A 23,709-nucleotide genomic window follows, 5' to 3' on the forward strand; every position below is an offset into this window, starting at 1 on the left:
CATCCATCTCAGCAGGGCCACGAGCTCCTACTTTGCTACGACACGAACCCCGGTTTCACCACGAACCGTGAAGAGCCGCTTTACTGGTGTGGACAAAAAACACGAGCACGAATAGGGCAGTGTCCACGGGCACGTCGACGGCCGAATTGCCGAGCATGCACGGCGGATGCAGCACGGTCCGAAAACGGACAGGACGGTCTTTTTCAGCGACGCCGTATTTGCGATTGCCATGACGCTGCTGGCACTTGACCTGAAAATTCCCACACTGCCGTCGGACATCAGTGAGCAGGGCTATAACGAGGTGCTGGTGGAGCGCCTGCCGTCGCTGGCCGCGTTCGTGCTGAGTTTTGTGCTGGTCGGGAGGGCATGGCTCACCCACCACCACCACTTCAACGCCATCGCCGCGTACGACAACAAACTGCAGGTACGGAACCTGGTCATGCTGTTCCTTGTGGTGTTCCTCCCGGTGCCACGGCCATGCTGTTCCAACCCGGGCCGGACACGCCGTGGACGCCGGCCATCTATGCACTGGCGTTTGCCGGGCTTAATTTCAGCCTGCGCTGGACGTGGCAGTACGCGCACCGGGCCGGGTTGATGTCCGCCTGGGTGGACGAGCCGCTGTACCGGCTCGTGCGGAGCGCGGCGGACCCGGTGTGGGCCGTGTTCCTGCTGTCCATACCGGTGGCGTTCATCAGCCCGGCCGCCGCCATGTATTCGTGGATACTTATCTGGCCGGCGTCGGTGGTGCACGGCAGGGTGCAGGATTCCCGGTTCGCCAAGGCCGAGACCGCCCGGGTCGACGCCGGGCTGTTGGGGGACAGGTCCGTGCCGGGCTGCGCCTTAGACTGAAACAGTGACTGCACAAACCACTGCCATTGCCCTCCGCCCGGCCCGCACCTCGGACGTGCAAGCGATCAAGGAGCTGGTGGCGCCGCTGGCGGAGCGGCGAATTTTGATCTCCAAGGAATCCGTCACGTACTTTGAATCCATCCAGGAATTTGTGGTGGCCGAGTCCGACGGCGAGACGGTGGGCTGCGGCGCCCTGCATGTCATGTGGGAAGACCTGGCGGAGATCCGCACGCTGGCCAGTGCCGGCCCGTGGCGGGGCAGGGGAGTTGGCCATGCCCTGGTGGAACAACTCCTGGAGCAGGCCCGGCGGCTGGGTGTCAGCCGCGTGTTCTGTCTGACATTTGAGGTGGACTTCTTCACCCGCCACGGCTTCGAGGTCATGGCCGACCAAAGCGTCGTTGACCCGGCCGTGTACTCCGAACTGCTGCGCTCCGCCGATGAAGGCATTGCCGAATTCCTTGACCTGGCCCGGGTCAAGCCCAACACGCTCGGCAACACGCGCATGATCCGCAGCCTCTGATCCGCAGCCTCTGATCCGCAGCCCGGCCGGGACCGCCTGGTTGCCCGCGGCCGCGGTCGACACCCCCCTACCAAGCGGCAACCGGGCCGGGTAGGGTTCAAGGGAGGGGCGGCCGCCGCAGCGGCGGCCGCCACCCGCCTATGCTCACTGTTCGATTCGAAGGGTGCTGAAAATGAAAAAGCTCATTAATGATCCCAAAGCCGTGGTTGATGAATCGGTGGAGGGATTTGGCCTGGCGCACGCCGATCTCGTCACCGTCCATCCCGACCCGCTTTTCGTCTCGCGGAAGAACGCCAAAACCGGCAAGGTGGGGCTGCTTTCCGGCGGCGGCAGCGGCCACGAGCCCCTCCACGCCGGCTATGTCGGTTTCGGCATGCTCGACGCCGCAGTCCCGGGGGCGGTGTTCACCTCCCCGACCCCGGACGCGATCATTCCGGCGACCGTTGCAGCGAACTCCGGGGCCGGCGTCGTGCACATCGTGAAGAACTACACGGGCGACGTGCTGAACTTTGAAACGGCGGCCGAGATGGCCCAGGCGGAAGGCATCGAGGTGCGCACCGTACTGGTGAACGACGACGTCGCCGTGGAGGATTCGCTGTACACGGCCGGCCGCCGCGGCGTTGGCGGCACGGTGCTGGTGGAGAAGATCGCCGGCGCTGCGGCGGAGCGGGGGGACGGGCTCGACGCCGTTGCCGCCATCGGCCAGCGCGTGAACGACAATGTGCGGACCATGGGCGTGGCGTTGTCCGCCTGCACGGTTCCGCACGCCGGGGTTCCCAGCTTCGAGCTGGCGGAGAACGAGATTGAGATCGGCATCGGCATCCACGGCGAGCCGGGCCGGCACAGGATCCCCATGGAGAACGCCGACGGGATCACCGACCGGCTGCTGGAACCCATCCTCGCGGACCTCAAGCCGGCGGCCGGGGACAAGGTGCTGCTGTTTGTCAACGGCATGGGCGGGACCCCATCCAGCGAGCTGTACATTGTGTACCGGCACGCGGTGAAGGTGCTGGAGGCGGCCGGGCTGGGCGTGGAACGGTCACTGGTGGGCAACTACATCACGGCGCTGGAAATGCAGGGCTGCTCCATCTCGGTGCTGCGACTGGACGATGAAATGACGGCGCTGTGGGACGCGCCGGTCCACACGCCCGCACTGCGATGGGGGATGTAAATGTCGGACACCGGCACGGGGCAGGGTCTGGACGCGGCCTGGGCCGTTGACTGGCTGCTCCGCAGCGCGGCAGTGGTGGCGGACAACAGGGTGGCGCTGAGTGAACTTGACCGTGCGATTGGCGACGGCGACCACGGCGAGAACCTGGACCGCGGCTTCTCGGCGATTGTGGCCAAGCTCGATGAAGAGGAGCCCGCCACGCCCGGTGCGGCATTCAAGATGGCCGCGATGACGCTCATGTCAAAGGTGGGCGGCGCCGCCGGCCCCCTGTACGGGACGGCGTTCCTGCGCGCCGCCACCGCAGTGGGAGACGCCGACGCGCTGGACCCAACCCTGCTGGTCGCGGCTCTGACAGCGGCGCGGGACGGTGTCGTGGCCCGGGGCAAGGCGGAGCCCGGCGAGAAGACCATGATTGACGCCTGGACCCCCGCTGTCGACGCTGCCGCTGCGGCCGCAGCCGGCGGCAGTCCCGCAGACGTGCTCCTGGCCGCGGCGGAGGCTGCCGAGGCAGGGGCCGTGGCCACAGATCCGCTGATTGCCCGCAAGGGTCGCGCGAGCTACCTGGGGGAGCGGGCAATCGGGCACCGCGACCCCGGCGCCGCGTCCTCCGCGTTGATCCTGCGCGCCGCTGCAGATGCGGCGGTTTCTTCGGGGACCGCCGGGGCGGGCGCATGACCGTCGGGCTCGTGATCGTTTCCCATAGTGCCCAGTTGGCGGCCGGCGTGGTTGAACTGGCGGCCCAGATGGCCCGGGATGTGGTGCTCGCCCCCGCCGGCGGCACGGACGACGGCGGCATTGGGACGTCACTTGAGAAGGTCATGTCCGCGATGGGGCTGGCAGACACGGGTGACGGGGTTGTGGTGCTGACGGACCTGGGCTCGGCGGTCATGACGGCGGAGTCGGCGCTGGAATTCATGGGAAGCCCGGAGAACATGGTGCTGGCCGATGCACCCCTGGTTGAAGGTGCGGTGGCGGCGGCGGTCGCGGCCCAGTCCGGCGCCACGCTGGCCGTGGTCCAAAAGGCGGCAGAAACGGCGCTGGATCCGGGAGCTGCTGCGTCAGCAAAGGCGCCAGGTGCAGCACAGGCGCCAGGTGGGTCGCAGGCGCCATGTGGCGGGCAGCCGTCGGATGGCGGTCCGGCAGCAGATAAGGGGGCCGGCGCCGGACATTCCACCGGTGCCGCCGTTACCGCCGTGCTGACGCTCATCAACCCGATGGGACTTCATGCGCGTCCGGCAGCCGTGCTGGCGGGCGAACTGGGCGCCATGGACGTGGACATTGAGATTAACGGCGCGGACGGTCAATCCGTATTTCTCCTCATGGCGCTCGGGGCAGGTGAAGGCAGGGAACTGCACGTCAGTGCCTCGGGACCCGACGCCCAACGCGCCGTGGACCTGGTCCGCAGCAAGGTCGAAGAAGGCTTCGGCGAACTCTGAGCGCCGGCGGTCGAGCGTGTGCCCACGGAGGAGCCGGAATTCCCTCGGCCGGGCCCACAAGCGCGACGGAACCGCTGCGAGCTTGCGAACAGGGGGAGCGCTTGGGGACTATGCGACCGACGGCCGCGGGCGGTCTTGCGGTCTCCTTTACGCAGCCTACGGAAACACCGGCTCGGCCGACTCAGTGTCCCCCAGCAAACGACGCCCCACTCCGCCTCTCCGCCCGTAGTACGGATAGGGCGGCCCGTTGCGCCGGAACGTCACCAGAGCCGTACAGTTGCCGAGGTTTCACACCCGCCGACCCACCGCTTCTGTACTCTGGGCAAGGCACAGCTTCCGGGTACGGCGAAGTCCCCCGGTGATCAGTGGGGCAGGTGGTAGCCGTCCCCGGAGAGCTGGGCCAGGCCGTCGGTGACCAATCCGGCAAGGGCGCGTTGCAGCTGCAACGCATGGGTGTTCAGCTCGTGTAGTTTTTGCAGGGCCGCCGCGACGTCGTCCGGATGGTCAGTGTGGGCGGCAGCGGCCGCCGCCTCTACCGCCGGGCCCCACAACAGGTCTGCGTGGACAGGGGACTCCGCAGCGCGGAGCACGGCCATGACGGCCCCGCGGACCTGCCGGTCAGTCCCCGCCCATGGCTGGCCCTTGGGGAGGTAGGTGGGCTCCGGCTGGCCTGCGGCAATCCATGCGCACTGGTCAATGACGGGGCAGAGCCCGCACTTGGGGCTGCGGGCCGTGCAGACCAGTGCGCCCAGTTCCATGACCCCGGCGTTCCATTCCACGGATTCGGCGGGGTCCTCCGGCAGGAGCTCGGCAGCCAGGGCCATCTCCGCCGCAGTGAGTGCCGGGGAGGGCAGGGCCTGGCCGATGACCAGCCGGGCGTGGACACGGCGGATGTTGGTGTCGACCACCGTTTCCCGCCGGCCAAACGCAAATGCGGCGACGGCGGCGGCCGTGTAGCTGCCGACGCCGGGAAGCGCCAAAAGTTCGTCAAAGGTGTCCGGCACGGCGCCGTCGTGCCTTTGCACCAGCTGTGTGGCGGCGGCGTGCAGGCGCAGGGCCCTGCGCGGGTAGCCCAGCCGGCCCCAGGCGCGCAGCACTTCCCCTTGGGATTCGGCGGCAAAGGCGCCAGGAGTTGGCCAGCGCGCCATCCACTGTTCCCAGACCGGCCGCACACGGACCACGGGGGTCTGCTGCAGCATGATCTCGCTGACCAGAATCCCCCATGGCGTGCAGCCCCCGCGCCATGGCAGGTCCCGGGCCGTTTCGCGGAACCATTGCCGGATTTCCTGGTGCACCGTGTCTCCTTCAAGCTTGTGTGGGCAGTTCAACTGTAGCGAAGGCGGCGTGGTTGGCGTGGCGGCGGCCCGGGTTTCGCTACTGTTGAAGCGTGGCTACATCAGGGACAAACGGGCAGGGCGGCAACGCGCCGCAGCCTGCCCGCAAGCCCAAGGTGTCGGCCAAAGTGTACCGGCGCCGCCGCCAGGTGGTTGGCGTTTTGGCGCTCCTTGTCGTCGCAGGCCTGGTGGCTGGCGCAATCGCGCTGGCCAGCTTCTTCGGCGGCTTGGGCGCGTCCGACGCCGGGACCCACCCCGCCGGTCCCTCGGCCAGTGCCGCGGGCAGCGCGTCCCCAACAGGCACGGCGCAGACCAAGCCGGCCGCAAAACCCGCCACCCCGCCGTCGGGCGTCTGTGACGAGGCGGGCATCAAGGTCAGCGGTAACCTGGACAAGGCAAGCTACGCTGCCGGCGAAGACCCCAAACTGACGCTGCGCGTCACGAACACCGGCCAGGCGCCGTGCAACATCAACGTGGGGACCAGCCAGATGGACTTTAAGGTCACCAGCGGTGAGGACGTTGTCTTCAGCTCCCGGGACTGCCAGGCCGACTCCACCAACCTGGTCAAGAACCTAAAGGCGGGTGCCTCGGAGGCGGCCAATTTCACGTGGAAGCGGAACCGCAGCGCGCCCGGCTGCGCGAAGGTTGCGGCCACGCCCGGTGCGGGAACGTATGTGTTTGTGGCGACGCTCGGAAAATGGTCCAGCGACAAAGTGATATTTGAGCTGCACTAGGCCGCAGCCCCCGGTACCCCGCTTCCCTGGCGGGGTCCGCGGTCAGGCAGTGCCGGCAGGCTAGAGGAAGCGGTCCAGCAGGCTTGCCTCGGCGATGCGGGACAGGCCCTCGCGCACGGTACGGGCACGGAGCTCGCCGATGCCGTCAACCACCATGAGTTCGTCGATGGTGGCGGCCATCAAATTCTGCAGCCCGCCAAAATGGTCCACCAGTCGGCCTGCAACGGCGCCCGGAACTGCCTTGAGCTCGGATACAAGCCGGTAGCCGCGGGGCTGGACTATCGCTTCGAGCGAGTCCACGCCCGACACGCCGACGACGCCGGCAATCAGGTTGAGGTTGATCAGATCCGCCTGGTCAATGTCCTGAAGGGCTGCCACTGCCAGGGCGACATCCGTGGTGTCCGGGTCGGTGTAGTCACGGATCACCATGTCGGCACCGGACCCACGTGTTGCTGAGAGCTCGTCGAGCTGCAGTGAGAGAAGGCGGCCGTCCGTGCCAAGTTCGAGCACATACTGTGCGATTTCCTCGGAAATGCGGCGCACCATCTCGTGGCGCTGCAAGGTCACGGCCACATCGCGGACGGTGACCATGGCCTCGATTTCCAGCGCGGAGAGCGAGCTGGTCACCTGGTCCAGGCGTGCGCGGTAGCGCTCCAGCGTCGCCAATGCCTGGTTGGCGCGGGCCAGCACCTTCTCGGAGCCTTCCAGTACATAGCGCAGGCCATCAACGTACAGGGCGATGATTTGCATCGACTGGCTGACGGAGACCACGGGAACGCCGGTCTGGATGGCGACGCGCTCGGCCGTGCGGTGGCGTGTTCCGGATTCCTGGGTTTCAATGCTGGGATCCGGCACGAGCTGGACTGCGGCACGAAGGATCTTGGTGACGTCCTTGTCGCACACAATGGCCCCGTCCATCTTGGCAAGCTCGCGCAGCCGTGTGGGGGCAAAGTCGATCCCAATCTCAAAGCCGCCCGAACAAAGGCTGTCGATGGTCTTGTCGGAACCAAGCACGATCAGGGCCCCGGTGCGCCCCCGAAGGATTCGTTCCAGCCCGTCGCGCAGCGGCGTTCCCGGGGCAACACGGGCGAGAGTGGCCTTCAGGGCCTCTTCGGGGCTGCGAAGCATTAACGAATCCTTCTTTTCGAGCGCGGGAATCCGCGCAAGTCACATTGCCCATAATAGTGTGAACCGCGTGCCAGCGCGGTTTGTGCGATTTTTGTGGCATCGCGTGCCCGTCCGGGTTTGGCGGAATGTTGTGTCTCGGAGACCTGATGGGCCGCGGCCGGCTAAAAAGGGGTGTGGCCGTCAAGGACATACGGGAGTGGCCGTCAAGGACTGGCTAAAAAGGGCAGGGTTCCTCGGTTTGGGCCTGGATGTAGATGCGGCCAGTGGGCGTGGTGGTTTTGGTCTGCCCGGGGCCGTGGGGTTCCACGGTCCAGCCGGTGTCGGGGACGTCCTTGAGTTGGTGGCAGAACACGTCGCGGGGACGCAGGTTCTCCACGCTGGTCTCGCCCTTGGGCAGGAGGGTGCCGCCGGGGCCGTACCGGTTCATCCAGAACGGGACTGTGTGGTCGAGTTCGCAGGTGGCCGCCGGGTGGTCACAGCCGATCCCGGTGCAGACGGGATCCCTGCGACGTACTTCTGCGGCGATGTCCGCCGGCGGGTGGTAGCGCTGCCGTCCCACGCTGAGCCTGGCGCTGGTGGCCGGGTCGGTCAGGAGGCGCTCCCACCAATACGAACCGGCCGCCAGCTCACGTGCCTGCCCTGGCGGGATGGGGCCGTATCCTTGCAGGTATCCAGGCTCCTCCGACTGGTGCATAAGCGTCAGCACTGGAACCACGACCTCGATCTTCGCCGGGATTCTGGCTTTGAACCAAGCTTCCGGCACCGGGTGGCTGTCTTTGCCGCCAGTCCCTGGTTTGCTTACGCTGCCGTAGGGACTTGGCGCGGCGGCATCGCTGCCGCAGGCACCGTTTCCGGTACCGCCGTTCCCGTCACTGCTTCTGGCGCTTCCGGCGCCGCTGCCGCAGCCTCGGCTGCTGGCGCCACAGGTGACGCAATATCCGGCCGGGTGGAGGAGCGCTTGATGGACGAGGTCCAGGAAGGTGTCGGCGAGGTAGTTGTTCAGGGAGCGGGAGGGACGGCCTGTGGGCGTGGCGCCGGTGCTGGGCTCCCCTCCAGGCTGGGCGCCGTCACGCTGTGCCTGGCGGGCCCAGGACTCCAGGGAATCGAAAAGGGACTTGGCGGGGACGGCATCCACGACCGCACTGATTTGGGCCATGCCGTCCGGGAGCGGGGTGAACCAGACGCGGCGGTCGCTCCTTGCCATTTCGTGGCGCACGGCAAGGGTCTCGGGATTGTTCTTGAGGGCGAGCCTGCGGATTTTGCGTGTCAGTGCCCGCGGGTTGGTCCGCGACGCCCCTGGCAGGAACATTGGTTCAATGAGCGTTTGTATCTCGGCAGGCACGTTTTCCACTCCGGCCAGGATCGCCTTGATCCGGATCGAATCGAGCAGCCCTTCACGGTAGAGCGAGGTGGTGCCCGGCAGGTTGTTCGCCAGGGTCTGGGCGTTCTCCAGCATGTACTGCGCGGTGCCCACCCCCACGCAGTGCACGGCCATGATCTCCGCAGCAGCATATCTTGACCGATAGGCAGCGTCGGCCAATTTCCCTGCAGGCGTTGCGGGCATTTCGCTGGCCAGGGGCGGACGCCGGGTGGAGAAGACGGCCAGCGCAGCAACTTCCATGGCATGGGCGAACGCAGCCAGGCGGCTGGCCGCGTGGATGTAGTCGAGAAGGTCGTTCTGACCGAGGTTGTGCAGTTCCAGGTTGGCGAGGGCGTCTGCGCCGGCCACGGGCGACCATGCAACATTCCGCGGGTTGTCCGGCCGGGGAGCCGCGGGCAGGTCAGGCACGGAGGCGCGGATGACCCGCACCCGGCCCCGATCGGCCGGACCTGAAAGCAGCGACAGGGTCGGATCGCACTGCTCCCGGTCAGCCCACGGCGCATCCGCCGTCGGGAAGGGGAAGGCTGCCTGGCCCTGCGCTGCCGTCCCCGAGGAAGAAGCTGGCCCAGCTGGCACCGGCGTTCGGTCGTGATCGGACAGATGGGGATTGCCGGGCCCCGGAGCGCCGTCATCGGGCATGGAGGCGATCAGCCGTGCGACGTCCTCATCACTGGTCCAGCTCGCCGGGTCATCGATAGTGGCCAATTGTCGGGCGCACTCGGCGTCGCTTATGACGGGGAGGCGTTCGTCGGCATAGGGGTCGGATGCGATCAGTGCCGCCAGGGCCGCGTCGGAAACCACATTGTTGGCAGAAGCTGGGTGGGAGAAAGCTGAAGCCGGACGCACAGACTTTTGGTCCTCCAGCGGTTGGCTGGGGGTCTGATCCAAAAGAGGCGTCCCGGCGGGGGTGGATTCCTTCTTGCCGCCGGGCCGATCCATCATGCCCATGGACCAAGACTACATCCAATGAGATATATATGTAATAGTTTCTCGGATTTAATTTCTAATTTTTCTTATACCATTTCGCCGGCCCCGATCGCCAGGTCCCGGTCACCCGGGCTAGCCGTGGAGCAGCAGTTCGGTGGCTTCGGCAATGTGCTCAATTTGTTTCACCGTGAAATTCGGCGGGATGACGCCCGGGCCTGCGGGGCTGAGGGGAACCAACGCGTGCGTGAAACCCAGCCTGTGGGCCTCGTGGATGCGCTGGCTGATGCCGGGCACGGGACGCACTTCGCCGGCCAGTCCCACTTCGCCAAAGGCCACCATCTTGTGGTGCACGGGGTGGTTGGTTTTGGCCGACGCAATGGCCATCGCCACGGCAAGGTCCATGGCAGGCTCCGTCAGGCGGGCACCGCCAACTGTTGCCACATAGCTGTCGTCGGAATCCAGGCGTACACCGGCCCGTTGCTGCAGCACGGCTAGCAGCATGCCCACCCGGGAGGAATCGAGACCGCTGACGGTTCGGCGCGGCTGCGAACCCATGGAGGGGGCAAGCAGCGACTGCACCTCGGCCAGCAGCGGCCGGCGCCCTTCCATCGTGACCGATATGCACGTGCCGGAAACGGGATGGCTGGTGCGGCTGGTGAACAATCCGCTGGGATCGGCCAGCCCCTCAATGCCGTCGTCGGTCAGGTCGAAGCAGCCCACCTCGTCGGTTTGCCCGTATCGGTTTTTCACGGCCCGCAGCAGGCGCAGGCGGGAGTGCCGTTCGCCGTCGAACTGGCAGACCACGTCCACCAGGTGTTCGAGCAGGCGGGGACCGGCGATGGAGCCGTCCTTGGTCACGTGGCCCACCAGGAGGGTCGTCATGTTCAGGCGCTTGGCCGCGGCGATGAGCGATGCCGCCACCTCCCGCACCTGCGACACCCCACCGGCGCTGCCGTCCACCTGGGCACTGCTGAAGGTCTGCACGGAGTCCACAATCAACAGGGCGGGCTGCACGGCCTCCACCTGGCCCAGCGCTGTGCCCAGGTCGGTTTCCGCTCCCAAATACAAGGTGCCGGCGACGGCGCCGATGCGCTCAGCGCGCAGCTTCACCTGGGCGGCCGATTCCTCACCGGTCAGGTACAGCACCTTTTGCGGTTCCCGGCCGTGTTCATTGCGGGCAAACTTCGCGGCCACGTCCAGCAGCAGCGTGGACTTGCCCACTCCGGGTTCCCCGGCCAGGAGGATGACGGCGCCCGGCACCATGCCGCCGCCCAGCACACGGTCCAGCTCGGGCACCCCGGTCAGGTTGTGGGCGGCCTTGGACGCGTCCACCTCGGAGATCAGCTGGGCCGGCCGCACCACGGTGGTGGCCGCCGTCGTGCGTACAACAACAGTGCCAATCTCCTCCAGCGTGCCCCATTCCTGGCACTCGCCACAACGGCCCACCCACTTGACGGCCGTCCAGCCACATTCGGTGCAGCGGAAGTTCTGTCCGGTGGCCTTGGCCGACTTGGTTGTTTTTGTTGCCATGGAACAACCCTAGCGCCGGGCACTGACACCCGGCGCCCGGGAAGGCGCTGGTGTGGACAACTACAACTTCGGGAGGAGGGAGCGGGCGTCGGCAGGGTCCATCTTGGCCGTCTCCAGCAGGTCCACCATCAGTGTCCTGAACAACAGCACCAGTGCCTCGCCCTCCATGCGCGTGATTTCCAGCTTGCTTGGATGCAGGCGGGTGGCGATGTCGGCCAGGGTGTCGCGGGCACGGCCAAGCGATGCCTTTCTGGAGCCCGACGGGTCATGTGCCAGTGCCGCGGCCAATTCGTCGACGGCGGCGGCGGAATCGCTCAAAACGTCGGCCAGGTGCACCGTGCCGGCGTCGGACAGGGCCGCGTTGTTGATGGTGCTGGCCAGCCTGCGCGCCAATACCCGGCTGGAACGCATGGCATAGTCAACGCGTTCCATGGTCCGGGCCAGGCTTTCGACCTCGTCGAGGTGGCGCCGGTACAGCGGGGAGAACTTGGCGATTTCAACCGAGCCGTGTAGCCCGTGCCGCATCGCGTCAATGCGGGGCTGCTGGCTGCGGGCCCGCACCAGCGCATGCCAGGCCGTGGTGGAATCGTTGTAGGACAGCGCAGACGCACATTCCCGCAGCACCATCGACAGCTCGCCGAGCATGATCCTCAGCTCGCCCCTGGGCTCGCGGCGGGGGTCCCGCGGCACCAGCAGCGTGGCAGCCAGGGCAAAGCTGCCTCCCACGATGGCGTCCATGCTCCGGGTGAACGGCCCGCCTGCCGGGAGGGGCAGCAGGACCACCAAAAGCGACTGCAGGGCCAGCTGCGTGGTGAAGATGGCACCGGAATCCAGGAACCTGGCCAGCAGGATGGACAGGAATACCACCAGTGCGGCCTGCCAGATGCCGGAGCCCAGCCAGCGAAGGAGAATGTCTCCCAAGGCAATGCCGATGGTGCAGCCCAGCCCCACCTCCAGGACCCGCCGAAGCCGCGGGTCCCGGGAGAAACCCAGGGCGATGATGGCGCTCGTGGCGGCAAACAGCGGACCCTGGTGGCCCAGCACGTGTTCGGAAAAGAAATAGGCGCCAACTGCGCAGACGGTGATCAGCAGCGCCTGGACAACAGAATTCCAGCTGCGGCGCAGGCCGAGCCGGGCACGTCTTTTGAGGAAGATGACGGTTTTGGCGGGCCGGTCGAGCTCAGGCATGGGCACCAGTCTATGCGTAACGCTCCCGCGCCCGGGGCGCCGGGTGCGGGAGCGTTACGGGGCAACGGCCAAGGGGCCGGACTGTCAGTCGTTGCTTTCGTTCAGCCGGTCCAGGAGGTTGGCAAGGCGGCGGACCTCGCCGGCGTCCCACGTCGAGAGCCGGTCGAAAAGTACCTGGCGGGCCTCAGACCGGGTCGCGTCGAAGCGGGTGCGGGCCGCGGTGGTCATGGCGACCAGGTGGGCCCGTCCGTCGCTGGGATCGGCGGTGCGCGTGATCAGGCCAAGTGCTTCAAGCGCCTTGATGGTGCGGCTCATCACTGCCTTGTCCGCATCCACCTCATGCGCCAGCGCCCCTTGTTGCAATGGACCTGACTGGGCGAGGATCGTGAGCACCTTGAAGCCCATCGGCTGCAGCTCGGGATGGATGGCGGCTGCCCGGGCCCGGATGCTTTTGCGGGCCCGGACCACCATGATCACGAACTGTTGCTCAACGTCCGTGATGGCCTCTCTCAGGCCGGTGTCGATGGCGCCCGCAGACGGCGGCAGCGCGAAGGGGTCGCCCGCGCAGTCCATGTCAGCGCCGTGCCGTGGCAACTTCGGTGTCCATGCCCGGTGTAACGGCTATGAGCGATTCGCTGACATCCACCAGGTTGAGCTCGGCGGCTTCCAGCATGGCATCGGCGGCGTCTGTATCCGCACGTTCCTGTCGAGTCTGGCTGCTCAGTGCCAGGTTCGGCATGAACACGACTGCCAGGATCGTCAGGATGCTCAAGGGTGCGGCGATCATGAAGATGTAGGCCACGGAGTCGCCGTAGGAGGACTCGATGATGGTCCGAACCGAGTCTGGCAGCGTGTGGACGGCGGGGATGCTTCCGCCGGCAATGGCAGCGCCAATTGCCTTGCCCTGGTCACCGAGCGCAGCGATGGCAGCCTGCAGTTCGGCTGACTTGCTGCCGAGCAGGTCCCCAACCTTGGTTGCCATAAGTGCGCCGAGGACGGAGACGCCGATCGTTCCGCCGAGGGAGCGGAAGAACGCAATGCCGGAACTTGCCACACCGATTTCCTTTGGGGTAACAGCATTCTGGACGATCAGCACCAGGTTCTGCATGACCATGCCCAGGCCTGCGCCGAGGAGGAACATGTACAAGGAGACGAGGACAAAGTTGGTGTCGTAATGGATGGTGCCGAGGAGGTAGAGGCCCACCAGCTGCAGGATCGACCCGGTGACCATGATGGCCTTCCACTTGCCGTACTTGGAGATCATTGCCCCGGCAATGGTGGAGATGATCAGCAGTCCGGCCATCATGGGAATCGTCATCAGTCCGGACTGGGTGGCGTTGGCCCCACGGGCCAGCTGCATGTACTGGGCCAGGAAGACCGAGGTGCCGAACATTGACACACCCACGGAGATGGATGCGACCACGGACAGCGTGAACGTGCGGTTCTTGAACATGGTCAGCGGGATGATCGGCTCGGAGGCCCTGAGCTCCACAATGACAAAGGCGATCAGGGCCACCATGGCGCCGCCGACCATCAGCAATGTGTTGGTGCTGGCCCAGTCGAACTGGCTACCGGCAAGGGAAACCCAGATCAGCAGCAGCGAGACTCCGGCCGTGAGCAGGACGATCCCGGCATAGTCAATGGTGACCTTGCGCTTGGGCTGCTCAGGGAGGTGGAGGGTCTTCTGGATCAGGAAGATGGCAACGGCCGCAAAGGGCAGGGCCACGAAGAAGTTCCAGCGCCAGTTGATGGCGTCGGTGATGAATCCGCCGATCAGCGGTCCACCCACGGTGCCCAGGGCCATGACGGCACCGAACAGGCCCATGTACTTGCCGCGTTCGCGCGGGGAAATGATGTCGGCCATGACGATCTGGGTCAGGGCTGTCAATCCACCGGCACCCAGGCCCTGGAAGACACGCATGGTGATGAGCATCGAGGTGTCCTGCGAGAAGCCGGCGATCGCGGAGGCGACCACGAAGATCAGCAGCGAGAGCTGCAACAGCAGCTTGCGGTTGGACAGATCGGCAAGCTTGCCCCAAATGGGGGTGGAAATGGTGGTGGCCAGCAGGGTGGCCGTGACCACCCAGGTGTAGGCGGTCTGGCTGCCGTGCAGATCCGAGAGGATGACAGGAAGCGAGGTGGAGACGACGGTTCCGGCGAGGATCGAGACGAACATGCCCATGAGCAGGCCCGTCAGCGACTGCATCACCTGGCGGTGTGTCATGCCCGATTCGGACAGCCCGGGGGCAGTCTTGGCGGTGGTGGATTTCTGAGACAAAAGGGCTCCAAAAATGTAAAGAAAGGTTGATTGATGTCAACTATATAAAATTGGTTGAACTAAGGCAACTAATTAGTCAGTGACGTGCGTCTCCCCCCGGACCGCCCGGACCGCCCGGACCGCCCGGACCGCCCGGGACGTGCAGGGGGCACGCGCACGGTGCCAAGGGGCACCCGGGGAGTGGCCGCCGTCGTACGAAAAAAACCAAGAATCCCATCAGCGTTAATCTTCCGTTCACTTGGGGTGGACCGCCGCTTCACTTGGCGCCCGTAGCTTCAAAGGGTAAGGAATCCACAGAACCCATCGAAGAGGTAAATCGCGTGAAGGCACTTCACATTGGCCGCATGGCAGCAGTTCTCACCGTCGGCGCGCTGGCATTGACGGCCTGTGGCACGGACAACGCCGTGACGCCCGGCAACGGCGGCACTTCAGCGGCTGCGGGCGCATCCGTCTCCGGGACCCTGACCGGCACGGGCGCCACGTCCATCTCCGCCGCCATGGATGCCTGGAAGGCCGGTTTCGAATCCGCCAACTCCGGCTCCACGATCCAGTACTCGCCCGAAGGGTCCGGTGCGGGCCGCAAGGCGCTGATTGCCGGTGCTGTGCAGTTTGCCGGTTCCGATGCCTACATGAAGGACGCCGAACTCGCCGATGCCAAGGCCAAGTGCGGACCCGACGGCGCCATCAACGTCCCGTGGTACATCTCCCCGATCGCCGTTGCGTTCAATGTCCCCGGTGTGAAGGACCTCAAGCTCGACGCCGCCACGGTCGCCAAGATCTTCCGCGGCGACATCAAGAACTGGAACGACGCCGCCATCAAGGCTGCGAACCCGTCCGCGACGCTGCCGGACCTGGCCATCACGCCCGTGCACCGATCGGACAACTCCGGCACCACCGAGAACTTCACCGACTACCTGGCCCAGGCGGCCAAGTCCGTCTGGACCGACGCCAAGTCCGGCGACTGGCCCTCCGCACTGCCGGGAGAAAACGCCAAGGGCACCTCCGGCGTCGTAAAGACCGTGACCGAGACGGCCGGCGCCGTCACCTACGCCGACGACTCCGCCGTCACCGACGTGCTGGGCAAGGCCGAACTGAAGGTCGGCGATGCCTACGTGCCCGTCACCGCCGAGGCTGCGGCGAAGGCTGTCGACGCCGCCAAGGTTGTTGGGGGCCGCTCCGCCAACGACCTCTCACTGAAGCTGGACCGCACCACCACCGCTGCCGGCGCCTACCCGGCCGTGCTGGTCTCCTACGGCGTGTTCTGTGCCCACTACCCGGACGCCAAGACCGTTGACCTGGTGAAGGCGTTCGGCAACTTCGCAGTCAGCGACGCCGGCCAGAAGGCTGCCGCCGACGCCGCCAAGAGCGCCCCGCTCTCGGCAGCGCTCGCCGCCAAGGCGAAGGCTTCGATCGACTCCATCACCGTCGCGGCCAAGTAAGCGACGGCCAAGCCACAAAAAGGTACTAGATTGTCCACCACCAAGCCCGCACGCCGGGCCCTACCTGGCCGCACCTCAGACTTAGTGTTCTCCGGTGCGGCACTGGGTGCCGGCGTGCTGATAGTAGTTGTGCTGTTCGCAGTCGCCATGTTCTTGGTCATCCAGGCCCTGCCGACGTTCAGCGCTGCACCCGCCGACATTACGGGAGGCAAGGGGTTTACCTCCTACATCTTCCCGATTGTCATCGGAACGCTGATTGCCGCGGCCATTGCCCTGGTCATCGCAACACCCATTGGGATTGCGGTGGCGCTGTTCATCTCGCACTACGCACCCCGCGGCATGGCCCGGGGCCTGGGCTATGTGGTGGACCTCCTGGCAGCCATCCCCTCAGTCATTTACGGCGCCTGGGGTGCAACCTTCCTGGCCTCGCAGCTGAAGGCTCCGTATCAGTGGCTGGCGGAGAACATGGGCTGGATCCCGATTTTTGGCGGGCCGGCGTCCGGCACCGGCAAGACCATCCTGACTGCCGGAATCGTGCTGGCGGTCATGGTCCTGCCCATCATTGCCTCCCTGGCCCGCGAAATTTTCCTGCAGGCGCCCATGCTGCACCAGGAAGCGGCGTTGGCATTGGGTGCCACCCGGTGGGAAATGATCCGGATGGCCGTGCTTCCCTTTGCCCGCGGCGGCATCATCAGCGCCGTCATGCTGGGGCTGGGACGCGCACTGGGTGAAACCATGGCCGTGGCCCTGGTGCTCTCCTCCGGGCCGTTGATCGCGTCGCTGATCCGCTCCGGCAACCAGACCATCGCGGCCGAAATCGCCTTGAACTTCCCCGAGGCGTTTGGGCTGCGCCTCAATGAACTGATTGCAGCGGGCCTGGTCCTGTTCCTCATCACCCTGCTGGTGAACATGGTGGCCCGCTGGATCATCAGCCGGCACAAAGAATTCTCGGGAGCCAACTGATGGCCACGCTCATGACCGAACGCAAGCGCTCCGCACTGACCCGCGGCCGCCTGCCCAAGTACACGCCCTACGTGGTGGCCGGTTCCGCCATCGTGGTGGCCGCCGCACTCATGGCCCTCATCGGCTTCAACGCCTTTGGCTGGGCCGTGCTCTCCGCCGTATTGTTTGCCGCGGGCAATGTGGCGAGCTCCGCCGTCGTCGAAGGCCGCCGCAGGGCCACCGACAAACTGGCCACCTCCCTGGTGGTGGGCGCATTCCTGGTGGCGCTGCTTCCGCTGGTCTCGGTGATCTGGACCGTGCTGGTCAACGGGGTGCCCGGCCTGCTCACGCCCGGCTTCCTGGGCACGTCCATGAAGGGCGTCACGGGCGCCGTGGACAACGCCTCGGTCGCCGGCCACACGCAGGTGCTGGGCGGTGTCTACCACGCCCTCCTCGGCTCGGTGCTGATCACCTTCTGGGCAACGCTGATCTCCGTGCCGGTGGGCCTGCTGACCTCCATCTACCTGGTGGAATACAGCGCGGACAACAAGTTCTCCAAGGTCATCACGTTCCTGGTGGACGTCATGACCGGCATTCCCTCCATTGTGGCCGGCCTGTTCGCCGCGGCCTTTTTCGGCCTGATCATGGGGCCGGGAACGAAGACCGGGTTCGTGGCCGCCCTGGCACTTTCGGTGCTGATGATCCCCGTGGTGGTGCGCTCCAGCGAGGAAATGCTCAAGATTGTGCCCAACGAACTTCGTGAAGCCGCCTATGCCCTCGGCGTCCGCAAGTGGCGCACCATTTTGAAGGTGGTCATTCCGACGGCGATCTCCGGCATTGCCTCCGGCGTCACCCTGGCCATTGCCCGGGTCATCGGCGAAACCGCGCCGCTGCTCGTGACGGCCGGGTTCGCGACGCAGATCAACTCCAACGTGTTTGCCGGATGGATGGCGTCGCTGCCCACGTTCATCTACACGCAGATCATGACGCCCACCTCGCCGTCCAACCCCGACCCGTCCGCGCAGCGCGCCTGGGCCGCGGCCCTGCTGCTGATCCTGCTGGTCATGCTCCTGAACCTCGGTGCCCGCCTCGTGGCGCGCCTGTTCGCTCCCAAGACCGGCCGCTAGAACTTAAGAAACGGAACTTTCAACTATGTCCAAACGCATCGACGTCAGCGAACTGAACGTCTATTACAGCGACTTCCTGGCCGTGGAGGATGTCAGCATCACCCTGGACGCCAAGTCCGTCACCGCCTTCATTGGGCCGTCGGGCTGTGGCAAGTCGACGTTCCTGCGCACCCTGAACCGCATGCACGAGGTCATCCCCGGTGCCCGCGTTGAGGGCAGGGTGCTGCTGGACGGGGACAACCTGTACGCCGACGGCGTGGACCCCGTGACCGTCCGCAGCCAGATTGGCATGGTCTTCCAGCGTCCCAACCCGTTCCCCACCATGAGCATCCGCGACAACGTCCTTGCCGGCGTCAAGCTGAACAACCGGCGCATCTCGCGGGCGGACGCTGACGAGCTGGTGGAGAAATCGCTGCAGAGCGCCAACCTGTGGAACGAGGTCAAGGACCGTCTGCAGAAGCCCGGCTCCGGCCTGTCCGGGGGCCAGCAGCAGCGCCTGTGCATCGCCCGCGCCATCGCCGTCTCCCCGGACGTGATCCTGATGGACGAGCCCTGCTCCGCCCTGGACCCGATCTCCACTCTCGCCATTGAAGACCTCATCAACGAGCTCAAGGACGAATACACGGTGGTCATCGTCACGCACAACATGCAGCAGGCCGCCCGGGTGTCCGACAAGACGGCGTTCTTCAACATCGCCGGCACGGGAAAGCCCGGCAGGCTGATCGAGTTTGCCGAGACCGCCACGATCTTCAACAACCCGGGGCAAAAGTCCACCGAGGACTACGTGTCCGGCCGCTTCGGGTAATCTCCCTCGTTGAGGTTGGAGGTAATGCCCCCATTCCGCGCGGATAGGGTCATGATCTCCAACGTCAACGGTCCTCTTGACCGCCCGGCCATCCCTGAGCGCGGAGTGCTTCCCTTATGCGTACGACGACGGCCTGCTGGCCACCCGCATCCAGCACGCCCTGGGAGATGCGCACCTGCCGCCAGCCCAGCTGCGCCATCAGGTGGTCGCGGCCGTCATCGATGCCCTTTTGCTTCACGGAGCGGTGGTGTGCGCCGTCGTATTCAAGGGCGACCTTCCATTCCGGCAGGGCGAGATCCGGCCACGAGCAGTCCTGCCCGTTGAGATCCTTGACCACGTAATTCAGGACCGGTTCCGGGAGGCCGGCACGCTGCAGCGCCAGGCGGAGCTTGGTTTCCGGCGGCGAGTCCGCGCCCACACGGATCAGCTCAGCCGCTTCGCGGGCCTTCACGAGTCCCCGGCGGCGAAACTCATGCCGGAGCCCTTCCTTGAGGCCGGCCAGCGTCACCAAGGCAATCCGGGGCGGGCCAAAACTGCGGTGGTGCTCACAGACCAGGAAGTCCCCGGCCGCCACCAGATCCTCGAGGTCCAGCAGGGAAGCCAAATCCAGCCAGGTTCGCAGGGGCGAAGTGACGGCGAGCCCCTGAACCCAGCAAATCTCACCAGGCTTGAAACTGGTGTGGTGGCCGGTGATGCCCTTGCGCTGCGGCGGGCTGACCGGGGAGTCCCTTGAGATGTGTATTTGGAAACTTCCGCCCAGCCAGGCAGGCAACGGGATCTTCCACAGGCGAGCCGCAGTGACGTGGCTTGCCACTCCGTCCGGGGTCACCTCGAGTATTGGCCGGATCAGATCCGCGAGCCCCTGAGCCACGCCCCACGGCACCCTGATCCCACGGCTGGGCGTGTGCAGCCCCCGATTGGCCGTCTGCTTGCGCGTCACGCCGCAGGCATCGGACTCGTTCAAGGTAAATGATCGTCCCTGAATCGGTTCCGGAAGCGGTGTGGCCTGGTGCATCCCTTAAGTCTGGCCCGGATTTTCGCCTCGTTTTGAGTTATCCACAGCTTGAGGTTGGAGATCATGACCCTATTTCCCCCGGATGGGGTCGTGATCTCCAACCTCAACGGGCGGGGCGCTCAGGGCCCGCGCCGGGACGCTCAGGCCAGCGGCGACAGCGCCAAGAGGAACAGCGCCCCGAGGAACGCGCAGGCGAAGGGCGTTGCCACCCACATCCACACGATGCGGCGCATGACGCGGCCGTTGGCGACGGAGAACCGCTGGTTCCGCCCCGCCCCGGCAATGGCGGAGGTGACGGTGTGCGTAGTGGATAGCGGCAGTGCCAGGCCGATGGCGCCCACAAACAGCAGCCCGGCGGCCACGATCTGCGCCACGAAGCCGCGCATGGGGTCCAGCCGGACCAGCCGGTGCCCCAGTGTGTAGGAGATCCGCCAGCCGCCACACAAAGTCCCCGCGGTCAGCATCACGGCCGTAAACACCGGCACCCACAGCGGGACCTCCCCGGCCACGCCCACACCGGCGGCCAGAAGCGCGAACAGGACAACCGCCGTCGTGCGCTGGCCGTCCTGGAGCCCGTGCCCAAACGCCACGGCGGCGCCGGCCACGGACTGGATCTGGCGCGTGCGCCGGAACGCCCGGCCCGGCGTTGTGTTCCGAAGCGCCCATGCAGTGGGGTAGACGGCCGCGAATCCCAGCACAAAGGCGATCACGGGGGAGATGAGCAGCGGCAGCACCACCAGGGTCAGCAGCGTGGCGTTGATGCCCTGCAACGGCGCGTGGCCCAGCATGGCAGAGCCCAGTGACGCACCCACCAGTCCGCTGATCAGTGCGTGCGTGGACGACGACGGGTATCCCCGCCACCATTGGTGCACGCCCCACAAACACGCGCCCAGGAGTCCCGCCAGCAGCAGGAGCAGGCCCGTGCGCCCGGGCGGCACCGTGAACAGGTGGCCGGCAAAAACGGCCACCAGGGCCACGCTGAGCAGGGCGCCGAGACAGTTGAAGAGCCCGGCCAGCAGCACGGCGTAGGTGGGTGTCAGGGCGCGGGACCGCACGGAAAGTGCGACGGCGGAGGAGGCGTCGCGGAAACCGTTCAGGAACGCGAAGATCGCCGCAGCGACGATCACGGCGCCGAGCAGGAACGGCACCAAGGTCAGGATTCCTTGACGATGATGCTGCCCACCTGGGTGGCGACGGCACGCATCCTTGTGCTGGCGGCGGCGAACTGGTCGGCCACGGAGCGGTACTTGGCAAAGCTGGTGGGGCTGTGGGCCTCCAGCAGCTCGGCCACCAGGACCCGGTGCGTGTGGTCGGCGCGCTTGGCCAGGCGCAGGATTTCCAACCAGTAGTCCTCCAGCGAATCAAGGTCGTTGAGCGACTTCATTGCCGTGACGGTCAGTTCGGCCTGACGGGCCAGGATCTCCAACTGGTCGGCGGCACGCGGCGGGATGCGGTCAAGTGAATACAGTTCCACGAGTTCGGCGGCGCCGGTAAGGGTCTCGCTGGCTTCGTTGAGCAGCCGGCCCAGGGCGTAGAGGTCCTCGCGGGGGAGCGGGTTGATGAAGCTGGTGCGCATGGTGGTCAGCAGGGTGGAGAAGTGGGCCGTTGCAGCCCCTTCATGCTGGCGCATCGTTTCAGCCAGGGCGGGGAAGTCGGCACGCCGGGCACCGAGCAGTTCGGCCAGGGTGTGGGTGGCCGCCAGGACCTTCCCGGCCATGAGGGCCAGCGTGTCCAGGCCGGCAGTCTCTTTGCCAAAGAACTGCAACTTCACTGTGGAGGCCTTTGTTTTTCGTGGAACATCCGGGCACAAAAAGTGGTGCCGAACCGGGAGCGCCTCTCGGCACAGGGCCGCTCGAAGCGGCAATAAAATGGAGCCCGGGGGTTCCGCAGTTCGACACCACTTTTAGTGTTCTACGTTGAGTCCCTGCTGTCAACCGGAGCCGGTGAACGACACCATAAACGGTGGTTGTACAGGTGGTTGGGGCCACAAAACGGACATGGATCCTTAGTCCAGGTCACCCTTGCGCCAGGACGCGGCTGCGCCCTCCAGGTCCTCGGCCGTGCGCACCAGCTGGTGGGCCTTCTTGGTCAGGGTGCGGGCATGGTCAGGATGTGCGGCCTCGCGGTCGTTCGCCACGGAGGCCTGGCCCAGCGCCACCACACGGCAAAAGGCGGCGGAACGTTCCAGCGCAACGTCGAAGTCGCCGTCGAACGCGCCGGAAAGGATGGCGTCCGCCATGGTGGTGATTTCCTCGGCACCCGGCGGCTCGGCCACGCCGGCGACGGCGTTCGCCACCTGCGCACGGTGCTGGCCCGCGCGGAAGAAAATGCTGATGCCTTCCGGGTCCTGAAGGGTGGCGGCGCGCAGTGCGTACAGCCGCCACAGCGCGCCGGGCAGGGAGCGGGCGGGGCTGGCTGCCCACATCTCGGCGATGGCTTCCAGGCCCTGCCGGTCCGCGAGCTTGACCAGGCGTTTGGTGATGGCGGGGTCGTTGCTCTCCCGGCCGCCCCTGACCAGGGCCCGGGCAGCAAGGTGCGCGGCCTCGGAAACGCGGGCGGGGTCCGTCCCGCCAGTGAACGGCTCGAAGTCTGCCGGTGCAAACGGCAACGGCTTGTGCGGTCGGGGTGTTCGGTTGCCTGGTTCTTCCTTCATGAGTCGACACTACGCCAGCTGCGCGGCGGGGTCGAGGGAGCAGGCCGGGGTGTTGTGGCACCAGCCTGACTGCCGGAGCCCGGGGTGCAATTGCAATCCGACGCGTGCCGTGCGGTAGTCTAAATTCCGACAACTTTTCTTTTGAAAGGCTGTCGCTAGGTCGGGCCTTTAGCTCAGTTGGTAGAGCATCGGACTTTTAATCCGTGGGTCGCGGGTTCGAGCCCCGCAGGGCCCACCAACAAACCGCAGGCAGGTGCCACATATCCATGGTCCCGGCCTGCGGTTCTTATTTGCCCGGGGCCGGACAGGTGCGGCCCCGCCGTCGCGAAACGGTCCGCAGGAATGCCCCGCCCTCGGCGCTGCCGCCCCGGCTTGCGCAGGCTGCCGGGCTGCCGCACCAAGATGGCAAGATGGATTCATGACATCCACAGCACCAGCACTTGCCCTGACCATCGCCGGCTCCGAAGCGACCGGCGGTGCCGGCGCCCAGGCCGACCTGAAAACGTTCCAGGAACTGGGCGTCTTTGGCATCGTCAATCTCACCTGCATTGTGTCCTTCGACCCGAAGGACAACTGGAACCACCGCTTCGTGCCGGTGGACCGGCAGGTCATTGCCGACCAGCTGGAAGCGACGACGGCGGCCTACGGCCCCGCGTCAGGCGCACCCACCGTGCTGGAAACTGTGAAGATCGGGATGCTGGGCAGCCCCGCCACCATCGGCACCGTGGAAACGGCGCTCAAGGCGGCCAACTTCAAGAACGTGGTGCTGGACCCGGTGCTGATCTGCAAGGGCCAGGAACCGGGCCACGCGCTGGACACCGACCAGGCACTGAAGGCCCAAATCCTGCCGCTGGCCACGTTCGTCACACCGAACCACTTTGAGGCCGAGTCGCTCTCCGGCCTGAAAATAAGCAACGTTGAGGACCTCAAGGCCGCCGCCCGAAAGATCCACGAAATCAGCGGGGCCGCCGTGCTCGCCAAGGGCGGAGTGCGCCTGGCCGGCCCGGACGCCGTCGACGTCTTCTTTGACGGTGAAACGCTGGAAGTCCTCTCCTCCCCAAAGGTGGGCGACGTGGCCGTGTCCGGCGCCGGTTGCTCCCTGGCCGCAGCCGTGACCGCGGAGCTGGCCAAGGGTGCCACGCCGCTGGAGGCGGCCCGGACGGCCAAGGCGTTCGTCACCGAAGGCATCCGGAACCGCGTGGTTTCAGCGGCGCCGTTCACCGCACTGTGGCAGGGCGGCGCCGCGGGCTAG

General features: G+C 66.2%; 23 protein-coding genes and 1 tRNA gene. 13 read left to right on the forward strand and 11 right to left on the reverse strand.

What is annotated here, in order from left to right; translation table 11 throughout:
• Positions 1 to 166: 166 nt before the first annotated feature.
• The 6 genes from CVV68_RS19415 to dhaM all read left to right on the forward strand — a co-directional run bounded on the left by CVV68_RS19415 (position 167) and on the right by dhaM (position 3,976).
• Positions 167 to 595 carry a TMEM175 family protein gene (locus CVV68_RS19415; RefSeq protein WP_110502651.1) on the forward strand — a complete coding sequence of 143 codons (429 nt, stop codon included), beginning with the start codon at positions 167 to 169 and terminating at the stop codon, positions 593 to 595.
• Entirely contained in the window at positions 595 to 849 is a 255-nt protein-coding gene (locus CVV68_RS19420; RefSeq protein ID WP_110502652.1) for a hypothetical protein, read from the forward strand. The genes CVV68_RS19415 and CVV68_RS19420 overlap by 1 nt, the downstream gene beginning before the upstream one ends.
• 4 nt (positions 850 to 853) lie before the next feature.
• Positions 854 to 1,369 (forward strand): amino-acid N-acetyltransferase, encoded by a 516-nt coding sequence (locus CVV68_RS19425; RefSeq protein ID WP_110502653.1) that lies wholly within the window; start codon positions 854 to 856, stop codon positions 1,367 to 1,369.
• 172 nt (positions 1,370 to 1,541) lie between these two features.
• Entirely contained in the window at positions 1,542 to 2,540 is a 999-nt protein-coding gene (gene dhaK, locus CVV68_RS19430) for a dihydroxyacetone kinase subunit DhaK (RefSeq protein ID WP_110502654.1), read from the forward strand.
• On the forward strand, positions 2,541 to 3,215 hold the full coding sequence (gene dhaL / locus CVV68_RS19435; RefSeq protein WP_110502655.1) for a dihydroxyacetone kinase subunit DhaL: 675 nt from the start codon (positions 2,541 to 2,543) through the stop codon (positions 3,213 to 3,215).
• Positions 3,212 to 3,976: a dihydroxyacetone kinase phosphoryl donor subunit DhaM gene (dhaM, locus tag CVV68_RS19440; protein ID WP_110502656.1), complete on the forward strand. Its 765-nt coding sequence runs from the start codon at positions 3,212 to 3,214 to the stop codon at positions 3,974 to 3,976. Before dhaL ends, dhaM begins: the two co-directional genes overlap by 4 nt.
• Positions 3,977 to 4,338: 362 nt before the next feature.
• Here dhaM and CVV68_RS19445 read toward each other — a convergent pair whose 3' ends face one another.
• The gene (locus tag CVV68_RS19445; protein WP_110502657.1) at positions 4,339 to 5,304 is read right to left on the reverse strand and encodes an iron-sulfur binding domain-containing protein; all 966 of its coding nucleotides are present in this window, start codon (positions 5,302 to 5,304) and stop codon (positions 4,339 to 4,341) included.
• 59 nt (positions 5,305 to 5,363) lie between these two features.
• Between CVV68_RS19445 and CVV68_RS19450 the strand changes: the two genes are divergently transcribed.
• A complete protein-coding gene (locus CVV68_RS19450) occupies positions 5,364 to 6,044 on the forward strand; it encodes a hypothetical protein (RefSeq protein WP_110502658.1) in 681 nt (226 codons plus the stop codon).
• A 60-nt stretch (positions 6,045 to 6,104) separates the two neighbouring features.
• Here the strand turns inward: CVV68_RS19450 and disA are convergent, their stop codons facing one another.
• The 6 genes from disA to CVV68_RS19480 form a co-directional block, all read right to left on the reverse strand.
• Entirely contained in the window at positions 6,105 to 7,172 is a 1,068-nt protein-coding gene (gene disA, locus CVV68_RS19455; RefSeq protein WP_110502659.1) for a DNA integrity scanning diadenylate cyclase DisA, read from the reverse strand.
• Between the two features lie 214 nt (positions 7,173 to 7,386).
• Entirely contained in the window at positions 7,387 to 9,501 is a 2,115-nt protein-coding gene (locus CVV68_RS19460) for a DUF222 domain-containing protein (RefSeq protein ID WP_110502660.1), read from the reverse strand.
• A gap of 111 nt (positions 9,502 to 9,612) precedes the next feature.
• Positions 9,613 to 11,010: a DNA repair protein RadA gene (gene radA, locus CVV68_RS19465; RefSeq protein WP_110502661.1), complete on the reverse strand. Its 1,398-nt coding sequence runs from the start codon at positions 11,008 to 11,010 to the stop codon at positions 9,613 to 9,615.
• Positions 11,011 to 11,070: 60 nt separating this feature from the next.
• Positions 11,071 to 12,198 (reverse strand): FUSC family protein, encoded by a 1,128-nt coding sequence (locus CVV68_RS19470; protein ID WP_110502662.1) that lies wholly within the window; start codon positions 12,196 to 12,198, stop codon positions 11,071 to 11,073.
• 84 nt (positions 12,199 to 12,282) lie between these two features.
• The gene (locus CVV68_RS19475) at positions 12,283 to 12,792 is read right to left on the reverse strand and encodes a MarR family winged helix-turn-helix transcriptional regulator (RefSeq protein WP_146238969.1); all 510 of its coding nucleotides are present in this window, start codon (positions 12,790 to 12,792) and stop codon (positions 12,283 to 12,285) included.
• Entirely contained in the window at positions 12,773 to 14,422 is a 1,650-nt protein-coding gene (locus CVV68_RS19480; protein ID WP_110502696.1) for an MDR family MFS transporter, read from the reverse strand. Before CVV68_RS19480 ends, CVV68_RS19475 begins: the two co-directional genes overlap by 20 nt.
• A gap of 374 nt (positions 14,423 to 14,796) precedes the next feature.
• On the opposite strand from CVV68_RS19480, the gene pstS reads away from it, so the two are divergent.
• From pstS to pstB, 4 genes are read left to right on the forward strand one after another with little or no spacing between them, the layout of a single operon-like run.
• Complete coding sequence (pstS, locus tag CVV68_RS19485; protein WP_110502664.1) at positions 14,797 to 15,915, forward strand: phosphate ABC transporter substrate-binding protein PstS; 1,119 nt, start codon at positions 14,797 to 14,799, stop codon at positions 15,913 to 15,915.
• 30 nt (positions 15,916 to 15,945) lie between these two features.
• Positions 15,946 to 16,878 carry a phosphate ABC transporter permease subunit PstC gene (gene pstC, locus CVV68_RS19490; RefSeq protein ID WP_110502665.1) on the forward strand — a complete coding sequence of 311 codons (933 nt, stop codon included), beginning with the start codon at positions 15,946 to 15,948 and terminating at the stop codon, positions 16,876 to 16,878.
• Positions 16,878 to 17,984, forward strand: coding sequence for a phosphate ABC transporter permease PstA (pstA, locus tag CVV68_RS19495; RefSeq protein WP_438502661.1), 1,107 nt, complete (start codon positions 16,878 to 16,880; stop codon positions 17,982 to 17,984). The genes pstC and pstA overlap by 1 nt, the downstream gene beginning before the upstream one ends.
• 25 nt (positions 17,985 to 18,009) lie before the next feature.
• Positions 18,010 to 18,789 (forward strand): phosphate ABC transporter ATP-binding protein PstB, encoded by a 780-nt coding sequence (pstB, locus tag CVV68_RS19500; protein ID WP_110502667.1) that lies wholly within the window; start codon positions 18,010 to 18,012, stop codon positions 18,787 to 18,789.
• Between the two features lie 64 nt (positions 18,790 to 18,853).
• Here the strand turns inward: pstB and CVV68_RS19505 are convergent, their stop codons facing one another.
• The 4 genes from CVV68_RS19505 to CVV68_RS19520 all read right to left on the reverse strand — a co-directional run bounded on the left by CVV68_RS19505 (position 18,854) and on the right by CVV68_RS19520 (position 22,457).
• The gene (locus CVV68_RS19505) at positions 18,854 to 19,804 is read right to left on the reverse strand and encodes an endonuclease domain-containing protein (protein WP_146238970.1); all 951 of its coding nucleotides are present in this window, start codon (positions 19,802 to 19,804) and stop codon (positions 18,854 to 18,856) included.
• Between the two features lie 140 nt (positions 19,805 to 19,944).
• Complete coding sequence (locus CVV68_RS19510) at positions 19,945 to 20,952, reverse strand: inorganic phosphate transporter (protein ID WP_306415712.1); 1,008 nt, start codon at positions 20,950 to 20,952, stop codon at positions 19,945 to 19,947.
• Between the two features lie 5 nt (positions 20,953 to 20,957).
• Entirely contained in the window at positions 20,958 to 21,575 is a 618-nt protein-coding gene (locus CVV68_RS19515) for a DUF47 domain-containing protein (protein WP_110502670.1), read from the reverse strand.
• Between the two features lie 234 nt (positions 21,576 to 21,809).
• Positions 21,810 to 22,457, reverse strand: coding sequence for a hypothetical protein (locus CVV68_RS19520; protein ID WP_110502671.1), 648 nt, complete (start codon positions 22,455 to 22,457; stop codon positions 21,810 to 21,812).
• A gap of 162 nt (positions 22,458 to 22,619) precedes the next feature.
• Here CVV68_RS19520 and CVV68_RS19525 point away from each other — a divergent pair.
• Together CVV68_RS19525 and CVV68_RS19530 are read left to right on the forward strand one after the other, a co-directional pair.
• Positions 22,620 to 22,695: transfer RNA gene (locus CVV68_RS19525), tRNA-Lys, on the forward strand.
• Positions 22,696 to 22,875: 180 nt separating this feature from the next.
• Positions 22,876 to 23,709 (forward strand): hydroxymethylpyrimidine/phosphomethylpyrimidine kinase, encoded by an 834-nt coding sequence (locus tag CVV68_RS19530; protein ID WP_110502672.1) that lies wholly within the window; start codon positions 22,876 to 22,878, stop codon positions 23,707 to 23,709.

The sequence above is a fragment of the Arthrobacter livingstonensis genome (assembly GCF_003219815.1).
In the GTDB taxonomy this organism is placed as follows: domain Bacteria; phylum Actinomycetota; class Actinomycetes; order Actinomycetales; family Micrococcaceae; genus Specibacter; species Specibacter livingstonensis.